Raw genomic sequence first — 10,323 nt, forward strand, 5'->3', positions numbered from 1 at the left:
TTTGTCTTCATGCGCGATGACCTCGAAGAACGACTCGCTGGCGGCGACACGACCGTATTCGGCGAACTCTTCACGATTCATCGGCCACGGATTTGGCAGATCATTCACTTCCGACTTAGCGACCAGATCCGAAGTCGCGTGGATACCGACGACGTCGTTCAGGAAGTCTATCTGGACGCGGAAAAGCGGCTACAGCACTACATCGACGGCGACTTTCCATCGCTTTTTTTGTGGCTGCGTCTGGTTGTTGGACAGACCCTCAGCAACATTCACCGGATGCACCTCGGCACCGCATCACGCTCGGTGCTGAGGGAATTCGATGCCGACCGTTCGGGTCTGTGGGAGAACACCTCGGTGTGTCTTTCCCAACGGTTCATCGCGCACCTGACATCCCCCAGTCAGATTGCGGTCAAAGGTGAATTGATGGACGAAGTTCGAAAAGCACTCGACAACATCAGCGAAATGGACCAGGAGATCCTCGCCCTTCGGCACTTCGAGGAACTGACCAACCAAGAAGTCGCGATCGAGTTGGGGATCAATCCGAAAACCGCAAGTATTCGATACATGCGGGCGTTGACGCGTCTGCGCGGTGTGCTGGAGCGATTGCCGTAGCATCTGCAGATCTCTTCACATTGCCTTGTAGATACTCACTGCGATCCGGGTTTAAGAACCTACCCGAGACCTGTTGACGGTCGATGAGCCTTCGTGCCGATCGGTCCGCCGTCGGGCGTCGCCCTGTTTGTTTGTCCCGAACCGCAGCCAACGCGGGGCGGGCAATGGGCTGCCGGATACTCTTCTCGTTGGACTAACGTCACTTTCCGTTTCGCTCGATCTCTCCAAGACCTCGATGGCAGGCATCTATCGCTATTCGAGCCCGGCACGGCATCAGCGACATGAAAACCAAGGCCTCGCGATTTGCGATGAAACGTGACGTTCCCCGACGAGTCACCCATACGAACTTCCTTAACCGCCGAGACTCCCGATGCGTCGTTGTCAATTTCTGATCGCCCTTTGCTTTCTTTCGTTCCTGGTGTTCGAACCCTACGTGCAGGCTCAGCCACCCGGTCGGCAGAGAGGCGAAGGGAATTTTGAACGCGGTGCGGGAGGTCAACGACGAGGCCAAGGCCAGGGTTGGGCTGGAGGTCGGCAGCGTTCCAGTGGGCAGGGCCCCAGTGGGCAGAGCTCCACTCGGCAGGGCTCCAGCCAGCAAGGATCCGGCCAGCGCCCCGGTCAACAGTCTCCACCGTGGGTTGCCATTTTTGACGCCGATTCCGACGGCATCCTTTCAGCCGACGAGATTAAGAACGCGACGACCGCGCTTAGTGAGATGGATCGAAACCGAGACGGCCAGTTGACCGGCGACGAACTGCGGTCAACGTATGGTGCAAGATCGCAAGCCCGCCCGGGCAGTCGGGCTGGATCGGGCAGTATGCAACCGGACAGCGGACGTGGTCCCAGTGATGGACGTGGCCCCAGTGGCCGAAGCCCCGATGGACGAGGCCCGAGTGGTGGGCGTGGAGCAGCAGGTGGGCGTGGAGTGGCCGGCGGCGGTGAAAGGAACGCCGATCCCTCGCGGGCTGACGCCTCATTCGCGGCTCAGCTCCTTTCGCTTGATACCGATGCCGATGGGTTGATTGCAAACGCCGAACTTCCCGAACACATGCACGACGCGTTTGGTGTGGCCGATGCTGACAAGAACGGATCGCTCGACGAAGACGAACTTCTCGTGCTAGCGTCTCAGTTTCGTCGCAACCAACTTAACCCCGACAACGACCAAGAAGTTAAGAACGCCCCCACCCAAGGCCGCCACGCTCCCGAAATGGGAGAGCGTGGCGAGAGACAACGCAGCGCAGGACAGCCTGGCCCAGGACAACGCGGCTCACGAGAAGTTTCACTCGGACAAAACCAACGTGGCTCAGGTCAACGCGGTCAAGCACAACGCGGTCAAAGCCGAGGACAAAGTGCCGGTGCCGGGCGCGGTGGACCTCGTGATCGGGTGCGTCCTCGCGACATCGAATTCAAAGAAAACTTCGCGGTGGGAACCCAGATGCCGACCAACCTGCAGGTCTACAACGTGGATCGCGAGCTGGTGCCTACCCGTAGTGTCTTTGAGTCCAAGTACACGGTCGTCGTATCTGGATGTTTGACATGCCCTGCCTTCCGCAGTTCGTATCCTGAAATCGAAGCCGTTGCTCGCGACTTCTCCGATCGTGGCGTCAACTTCTACTTCCTCTATCAATCGCTCGCGCACCCCGAGAACTGGGGTTTTGTGCAGCCGACGTCGATCGAAGATCGTTTTGCCCAAGTCGAACATGCCAAAGAGTTGCTGCAAACCGAGATACCTTGGTTGACCGACCCAATGGACAACCAAATGAAAACTTACTTCAAGGGCACGCCGAACTCACAGTTCGTATTCGATCAGTCGGGAAGTGTGGTGCATCGCGATTCATGGGGACGCGGGTCGAGCCTGCGTGAATCGCTCGAGAGCCTCGTCGGCAAGCCATCAACACTCACATCGGTCGCCGACCTGAATCTCCCACGCTTCGAACGTCACTTAACTCCCGAAAGTCAGATGCTGATCGAGCGGGTCAAGGTCGAAGGTGTTGCGGTTCCTCTGCGGGTTGCCGCCGCCGGTGAGAGCAATCCGGTCAACGCATTGCTTTCGAGTGACTTCATTGAGTCGAATCGCTACGTGAAGTTACGTCCCGAGGCCGACCAAGAACTGCTGCGAACCGGAACGGGAAAACTCTATCTGGGCTTTCGACAGGATCCGGTTCTCGGTGCGAGTTGGAACAATCTGGCCACTCCACCCGAATACCGAATCCTGGCCGAAGGAGCGTCGGTGACCCCCGCGACGGGTCAATCCCCCAAACTGGATATTGAGTCGGACAACGAACCACGAGAGTTTTTGGTCGACGTCAAGAATTGGGAATCGGGGGAACCGATAACGATCCAAATTCAGTACTTCGCGTGCAACAAAGAGAAAGGTTGGTGCAAGTCGGTTCAACAGGAATTCACGGTTTGGTTGGACCGGGATGAAACGGGCGGCATGGTCAATGGACGCTCACACTTCCCAGGCGGCGGAGGACGTCGTAGCCAGGGAGGCCACGAACGTTCGGGTTCGGGCACACGCCCCGGTGGGCGTTCGGACCGATAGAGCACCACTCCAAACGGCAACGCTAGGTCAATCGCGCAGCGGGCGTCCCAGCGAACGACGTCCGCGTTTTGAGGAAACGTCCGCTTGCGCTATATTTCATCTGTCGCGAAATCATTCGAGGTTGCACGAGAATACGGAAACAGACAATGCACACTTTCTCGCAAAGATCGAGCGACGCAAAACGTACGGTACTCGCGTTTCGCTACTGTTTAATTTCGCTTTTGTGATTGCCTCCAACCGCTCATGCATGATCCCGAAACATCCGACGACGATCTTGCGGCGGTCGATACCTTAGCATCCGATTTCCTCGCCAGGTATCGCGATGGCGAACGGCCCTCGGTCGAAGAGTACGCTCGTCGACATCCGCAACATAGCGATACGATTCGAGAGATGTTTCCGCTCGTGGCATCCGTCGAACGTATCAAGATTATCGAACAAGTCGCCGAGGATGGTAGTGCCACCTTGGCGGGTCGGGAGCTATCGCAATTAGGCGACTTCCGCATCGTTCGCGAGATCGGTCGCGGAGGGATGGGCATCGTTTTCGAAGCCCACCAGGAATCACTCGACCGTGTTGTCGCGATCAAGGTGCTTCCCAAACGTAGTCTGCTGGACGACGAGGCGTTAACACGCTTCCGCACGGAAGCCACCACCGCCGCCTCGATGCACCATGCCAATATCGTTCCGATCTATGGGTCCGGCGAATCGGAAGGGGCGCACTTCCTGGTCATGCAGCTCGTCCGGGGGGATTCTCTGGACAAGATGCTCTCGGCAGGTACCGAGTTCTCTTTCCATCGAGTAGCAACGATTGGTGCACAGGTCTCCGATGCCATCGCCTACGCGCATGCTGCCGGAGTGCTTCACCGCGATATCAAACCTGCCAACATCTTGATTGAAGAACAAGGGACCGCGCAAGTCACCGATTTTGGACTCGCTCGAAATCTCGACAACGAGGCGACCAAAACCCATGCCGTCAGCGGAAGTCTTCGTTACATGGCTCCCGAACGGTTTACCGGTGTATCCGAAGAGACCGGTGACGTTTACGGGATTGGAATCACGCTTCATGAGCTGCTCGTCGGGCAACCAGCGTTCCAAGCCAACGACGCCGAACACCTGATGGGATTGATTGCGCAGGGACGAATCAAACCGGTGAACACCCTCCGCCCCGACGTACCGATCGATCTTGCGACAATCGTCAGCAAAGCGATTCATGTAGATCCTTCGTTGAGGTACCCGTCGGCAGCGGAACTCGGTGACGACCTGAAACGATTCCTGGCAGACGAGCCGATCCATGCCCGCCGCACCTCGATTTGCGGACGTTTGTTTCGATGGATTCGCCGCAATCCCAAACTCGCCGGCGCGGTCGGCATTGCCGCTTTCGCGTTGACCGCCGCAACGGTCATTTCGACCATCGCCCTTTTTGTCACGGCGGCAGCGAATCAACGATCGGAGGAAGCCTTGCGATCTTCCGAGGAAACGGTCGACCTCGCACTCCAATCGCTCGACGGGGTCGTCGACATCGTTTCGCAATCACCGACTTCGGCGTCCCTTCCTTTCGATGATGCGTTTGATGACGACCTCTTGCCAAAGGTCGACCTCGAAATCTCTCCCTCAACGGCACAGGTGTTGGAACGATTGCAGCCAATCTACGAACGCCTCTCGCAGCAATCACCGACTCGCAGTGACATCGTTCTGAGACGCGTCGACTCCAGTATTCAGTTGGCGCGAATCCAACACAGCCTCGGCCGGACGGCAGACAGTATCGAGACGCTTCGATCCAGCCTGACGCTGCTGAGCGAACGCGACACGAGCAACTCAACTCTCGAATCCGACCTGCAGTTGCGGATCGCACGGTTGAACAATGAGCTCGGGACCATGTACGCCGCGGAGTATCAACGTGACGGGTCGGTTAGTTGCTACCTGGCCGCGATTGACGCCGCGTCTGAACTCGGAACGACGAACGTGGCGGGACAGACCGAACTCGCTCGCGCGCATTTGTACCTGGGTGATCGCCCGCCGCAATTGCGCCATGACGAGACGTTCACGCGTGAACGACGTTCCGATGCTCTCTCGCATATCGATCAGGCCATTCTCATTTTGGAGGAACTGCGGGAATCGTCAACGCCGACGAAAACCATCAACATCCTCTACGCGAGCAGCCTTTCCGCCCGTTCCCAACTCATGCAGGGGCCGAAACTCAATCACATCGATTTCGACGCGGCGATCTCGGTCCTTCGCCAACAACTGGAATCGACTCCGCAAGATGCCACCGTGCGATTCGAGTTGGTCAAGACGCTCGCCGAAATTAATCTGCGGGGTCCGCGGTCGCCGCGGCAACTCGGGGAAGCCAGAAAACGACTCAGCGAAGCATTGCGGGAAATCGAAACGCTACTCGCGAGTCATCCAGCCAACACGGTCTATCTGACGACCGAAGTTCATCTGCGTCACAAGTTGTCGGCGATAGCGAGAACGCAGGCACGTTACGACCATGCCGCCGACCTGCTGTCCGAAGCGATCCAGATTCAAACGCGACTCTTGCAAGCCCAACCTGACAGTGTTGCCCAGCGTTGCTGGCGCGCGATGCTCTACCGCAGCCAAGCGACGCTCTACCACCAATGGGATAAGCCGGATGCCGCCGAAACTGCATTCGCGAACGCCAAAGCGGACGTCCTAGCGATCGATCCCGAATGGAAAGACCACCCCTTTGTCGTTCGAACGAGCGACACCGTTCGAAAGTTGGATGAGACGCTAACAAGACCGACTCGATAATTCATCGGACGGTCACACTGCTGAAGAACAGCGATCTTCAGTTGGTTCTCAGGTAGACCGTAGTGGATCTTGTTAAAGATCCTCATAACGCAGGACCTCTAACAAGATCCACTACCCGAAAAGAGAGCTGGCACAAACTACCGATACTCCGTCACGACGACCTATGCTCCCTCCGAAACGCAGTACAACGCTTGATCGCTGCGGAGATACAGCTTGCCATCGGAAACCGCGGGCGAAGCATTGAAGTCACTCTCGTCCCCGGCGATGCGGTTTCGGGCAATCGGTTCGAACGAGTCATTCGGTTTGTAGACGATGGTTCCGCTTCGACGCGTGACGACGTAGATATAGTCGCCAATCAGCACCGGCGACGCATAGACAGGACGCCCGCTCGCCAAGTCGCCTACCCGTTCGCGATAGACGACCTCTCCATCGGTGGCGGACGTGCAATAAGCAATCCCGCGATCGTCGACCCAATAAAACCGATCGTTCACGAGCAGCGGTGTCGCCACATACGAGCTCGATCGATTCGTCCATTCGACACGAGAGTCGGTTACGTCGTCTTCGCCGCCCGCCTTCACCGCGATACTGCCTGACGCCCGATAACCTCCGAAACTGTAGATCGTTTCATCGTCGACGATCACCGACGGACAAACGTTGCCGGTCATTGGCGTTTCGCAGTACCACTTCAGTTTTCCTGTCGTGGGTTTGAGCGACCAAATTTCGCCAGGAACACTGATGACGATTTCGGTGTCACCGCCGTCAAGATTGACGAGACGTGGCGTTCCGTAGGTCAACTCAAGCATGCCGGCTTCCTGTTTCCAACGCTGTTGGCCGGTTGCCTTGTCGAGGGCGATGATGGCTTGCGATTCTTCAGACGCGTTGACGACCACGGTGTCCTGGTAAAGGATCAAACTCGCCGCGGATCCCCACTGGCGATTACTCGATTCTTTTCCTACATCGACGCTCCAATTTTTCTTTCCCTCGAGCGTGATCGAGTGCACGCCACCTTTGCCTAGAAACACGTAGACGTTTTCACCATCGGTCACCGGCGTGTTGCTCGCGTAGCCGTGCTCGGTGATGTAACCGCGATAGCTGTCTTCGCGATAGTCGATCGGATAGTCGACCGACCAAAGCTGATCGCCAGAGTTCTTATCGAAACACAACACAACCCGTTTCGCGTCACCGTCTCCGCCAACGTAGCAGGTCACGATCAGTCGGTCGCCAACAATGATGGGACTCGACGAACCGGTCCCCGGCAGATCAACCTTCCACGCCAAGCTATTCGATTCGCTCCAGGTCGTCGGAACCTGTTCAGCGGACCGAGCGGAACCGTTCGGGCCCAAGAAGCATGGCCAATCGCTCGCGATAAGATTAGCGGCGGTAACAACCAAACACACAGCAGCAATCCACGCACGTAGCATAAGATTTCGTTTCCAAAGAAGGGGAGATGAGTTGTTTTCCGAAACCATCGCATTGCAATGATGCATCGGCAGCAATGGGATCGACAACGATCGACTGCACGAGAAATTGCCACTGCTCCGCGGCAGTGGCAATTGGCATTATGCACGTTCACGCATTCGGCGCACGTGCGTGATTTTCCAATTCGGATGTTTTACTGTGGCCGCTGAGGACGATCCGGTCGGTCGCTGCCGCGTCCACCGCCACCGTCTCCGCCTCGTGGCCCGCCTTGACGCGGCCCCCCTTCACGCGGCCCGCCTTCACGCGGCCCGCCTTCACGGTGCTGACCGGCCCCGGGGCCATGACCTTGGGGCGGGCCGGCGGTTTTGAATTGTTCCATTTGCTCGCTCGTGAAAATTTCGGCGAGTCGCTTGTCAACGTCGGCCTGCAAGGCGGCGAGATCGGCTTGTTGCTTCGCGTTCAAATCCAACGTGTTCGCAATGGGCTCGGGCACGACTTGACCGGGCTCAGGCGGTGCACCATGTGGACCGTGCCCACCATCGCCACCTTCATGAGGCGGCGGTCCGCCGGGACCATCCTGCCTGCCTTGTCCACCGAACCCATGTTCCCCGTGGGGAGGCCCGCCGGGGCCACGTTCGCCGCGCGGAGGCCCAAAGTCGCCTTGGCCGTGCTCTCCGGGTCCGTGCTCACCTGGCCCCATACGTCCGGGACCCTGACCGCCGGGGCCATGTTCTCTGCGACCGCGCTCTCCGCGTCCCTGTTCAGTGCCGACCTGTTCAGTGCCGGCCTGTTCGCGGCGGCCATGAACTTCGCGGCCCCGTTCGCCACCTGGTCTCATGGTCTCCAACGCTTTGGTCAAATCTTCCTTGGTCACACTGCCGTCGCCATCCGCGTCAGCACGATCAAACAGTTGCATGATCATTTCGTTTGGAGGACCGCCACGCATGCCACGGTGCATTTCACCGCGCATTTCGCCGTGCATTTCGCCGTGCATTTCGCCGTGCATTTCGCCGTGCATTTCGCCGCGTGGACCGCCCCGCGGGCCACCACCTCCGGGAGGCTGGGCGACCAAAAGATTGGGAACACATATCACGCCAGCAACCACGGCGCATTGAATCTTTCGCGAGACCATTGTTTTTCCTCTGAACCTGAACGCGGGGAATCATTTCGATAGGGATCGTTGGCGATTTCGCCGGACAGACTGACATGCGTCTTTCTCGATCCGATCGGGCCAGAGTTTTTGATTTTTTATCCCACGGTGTCCGCAGACCGCTTTTCGATGAGGCTCTACGTCAACCCGGTCATCGTGCCAGTGCTGGTGGCAAAAGAATCCATCTCCATCCCCAATTTCTGCAGCACGGACGTGTAGAGAATCGGCAGCGGGTAGTTGTTGTTGGCACGATCGAACGCGAGCAGAACTGACGAAACCGTTTGCATTGTGTTCACGCAACGGCGGACTCGGAGTGTTTTGACACCGCAACGTATCTGAAGCCGCGTTCACAAAATTCAGTGACGGGATCGCGGTTATGACAGGTCACCTTCAGAGCGTTACCGACCGCTCACATCGATGCGCACGCATTCAGAGATTCCGTACCTTTGGCGTGAGCAAATCAGTGCACAAAAATCTTCACGAAAAAACCCGCGTCTCTTTTTGAAACGCGGGTTTTGATTATCTGAGATGCCAGGCAGAGATCAGTCAGGCTTGCTGCCCGCTGCCTTGGCCTCTTCGTCGAGCTGAGCCATACTTTCTTCAGATTCCTTCAAAAGACGGCGGTACTCTTCTTTCGCATCTTCACTCGCACTCTCGGCAACGTTGCTGTTACCGCCGGAATCGCAACCGACGGATACGCAACCGATGAAGAGCGCGGAAAAAAGCACAAATGTTTTCATCGTCAGGATATTCCTTGGGGACACATGGCTGTCTTCGGAGGCAGCCTTAAAACGGGAAGACCGTCGACGCGTGCTCCGCGAACAGAGCACATGAATTTCGACGGGAGAGCAAGCCCACCGGGGCGATTCCCGATGGGCGGAAGACTCGAAACTTGGAACCTATCTTAAAACTCATCAGCCGATCGGCGCTAGCCGCGGTTTGGTTCGGACAACCTGGGCGAACACCCACCGGCTAATTGGTTTATCGATTCTTGGATCGGTTCTTAGAATTCGGAGTCGATCACTTCTTTGTTCGCACGGGTACCGAGTGCACCCCACAAACCGTATGGGCTCATCGAACCTGGTGTACGATTTCCGCTGGTCGCCCATTCGACGATCGGCAGATCGCTTTGGTTACCGGCTTCGATCGAGTCGGTGATGAACTTGACCGCACCGTCCGCCATCAGCACGTGCACACCACCTTGGTGACGACTCGACGCGGTGTAGTAGCCTTCGCCGCTGCCTTGGTCCGAGGTGCACAATGGTTTGTTCGGTGGGCTCGCGGTCATGAATCCGGAAAAGACAGCAAACGCGTCTGCCCAGCGATATCCACGAACGTTGATTGGCTCATCAAACGCCAACGACGAGTCCCAAAACTGTGGACGCGACGGATCAACCATGTTGTCACACGAGTTTGGAGCTTGGCTCTGCATGTTCACGTAGCTGGCACGATCCACCGCTACGGTGCGGGCGTCGTGGTCGCCGAGGTCGGTCGCGATTTCGCCTGCCATCACGGTGTTGGCCAAACCGTCGAGAATGTCACGGAAACGAGTCGGTGCCGATCGGATCCGGAACACGCCACGGTGGCACGCACGCACCTGAGTGGCGCGGTCGTTGTTGGGCAGAGTCTTGGAGTCGTCCCAAGGCCCTGTTTGGATCCAACGGCCGACGTCGCCCATGCAGGCGGCGTAATTTGTACGGCCCAGTGCGGGCAGGCCTTCACCTGGATCGCTCGGGCAACGGAACGTTGCGATGTCGGTCGCCCATGGGGTGTAGTCAATGTTCGACGGGATCGGTCCCATCGCCGGGAAGTCGACCGTGCCGTCTTCGTT

At 57.7% G+C, this 10,323-nt stretch carries 8 protein-coding genes; 3 read left to right on the forward strand and 5 right to left on the reverse strand.

Annotated elements, in window-relative coordinates; genetic code table 11:
- Positions 1-9: 9 nt before the first annotated feature.
- From RSSM_RS24355 to RSSM_RS24370, 3 genes are all read left to right on the forward strand, one after another.
- Positions 10-612, forward strand: a complete 603-nt coding sequence (locus RSSM_RS24355) for a sigma-70 family RNA polymerase sigma factor (RefSeq protein ID WP_044303536.1) — start codon at positions 10-12, stop codon at positions 610-612.
- A 370-nt stretch (positions 613-982) separates the two neighbouring features.
- Positions 983-3,157: an EF-hand domain-containing protein gene (locus RSSM_RS34340; protein ID WP_008685877.1), complete on the forward strand. Its 2,175-nt coding sequence runs from the start codon at positions 983-985 to the stop codon at positions 3,155-3,157.
- Between the two features lie 243 nt (positions 3,158-3,400).
- Positions 3,401-5,923, forward strand: a complete 2,523-nt coding sequence (locus RSSM_RS24370; protein WP_008685879.1) for a serine/threonine-protein kinase — start codon at positions 3,401-3,403, stop codon at positions 5,921-5,923.
- A 161-nt stretch (positions 5,924-6,084) separates the two neighbouring features.
- Here RSSM_RS24370 and RSSM_RS24375 read toward each other — a convergent pair whose 3' ends face one another.
- The 5 genes from RSSM_RS24375 to RSSM_RS24390 form a co-directional block, all read right to left on the reverse strand.
- Positions 6,085-7,344: an outer membrane protein assembly factor BamB family protein gene (locus tag RSSM_RS24375; protein WP_044303543.1), complete on the reverse strand. Its 1,260-nt coding sequence runs from the start codon at positions 7,342-7,344 to the stop codon at positions 6,085-6,087.
- A 191-nt stretch (positions 7,345-7,535) separates the two neighbouring features.
- Positions 7,536-8,474 carry an EF-hand domain-containing protein gene (locus tag RSSM_RS31940; protein WP_052336109.1) on the reverse strand — a complete coding sequence of 313 codons (939 nt, stop codon included), beginning with the start codon at positions 8,472-8,474 and terminating at the stop codon, positions 7,536-7,538.
- Positions 8,475-8,629: 155 nt separating this feature from the next.
- Positions 8,630-8,788, reverse strand: coding sequence for a hypothetical protein (locus RSSM_RS33935; protein ID WP_160168174.1), 159 nt, complete (start codon positions 8,786-8,788; stop codon positions 8,630-8,632).
- 246 nt (positions 8,789-9,034) lie between these two features.
- Positions 9,035-9,232, reverse strand: coding sequence for a hypothetical protein (locus RSSM_RS24385; RefSeq protein ID WP_008685888.1), 198 nt, complete (start codon positions 9,230-9,232; stop codon positions 9,035-9,037).
- Between the two features lie 263 nt (positions 9,233-9,495).
- Positions 9,496-10,323: DUF1559 family PulG-like putative transporter (locus RSSM_RS24390; RefSeq protein ID WP_044303537.1), on the reverse strand; the 828-nt coding region annotated here is incomplete at its 5' end.

It is taken from the genome of Aporhodopirellula sallentina SM41, assembly GCF_000346505.1.
Classification (GTDB): domain Bacteria; phylum Planctomycetota; class Planctomycetia; order Pirellulales; family Pirellulaceae; genus Rhodopirellula; species Rhodopirellula sallentina.

Bases quoted from the DNA above. Each gene is read 5' to 3' on its own strand.
- RSSM_RS24355 (WP_044303536.1), top strand. From the start codon at position 10: ATGCGCGATGACCTCGAAGAACGACTCGCTGGCGGCGACACGACCGTA.
- RSSM_RS34340 (WP_008685877.1), top strand. From the start codon at position 983: ATGCGTCGTTGTCAATTTCTGATCGCCCTTTGCTTTCTTTCGTTCCTG.
- RSSM_RS24370 (WP_008685879.1), top strand. From the start codon at position 3,401: ATGCATGATCCCGAAACATCCGACGACGATCTTGCGGCGGTCGATACC.
- RSSM_RS24375 (WP_044303543.1), bottom strand. From the start codon at position 7,344: ATGCTACGTGCGTGGATTGCTGCTGTGTGTTTGGTTGTTACCGCCGCT.
- RSSM_RS31940 (WP_052336109.1), bottom strand. From the start codon at position 8,474: ATGGTCTCGCGAAAGATTCAATGCGCCGTGGTTGCTGGCGTGATATGT.
- RSSM_RS24385 (WP_008685888.1), bottom strand. From the start codon at position 9,232: ATGAAAACATTTGTGCTTTTTTCCGCGCTCTTCATCGGTTGCGTATCC.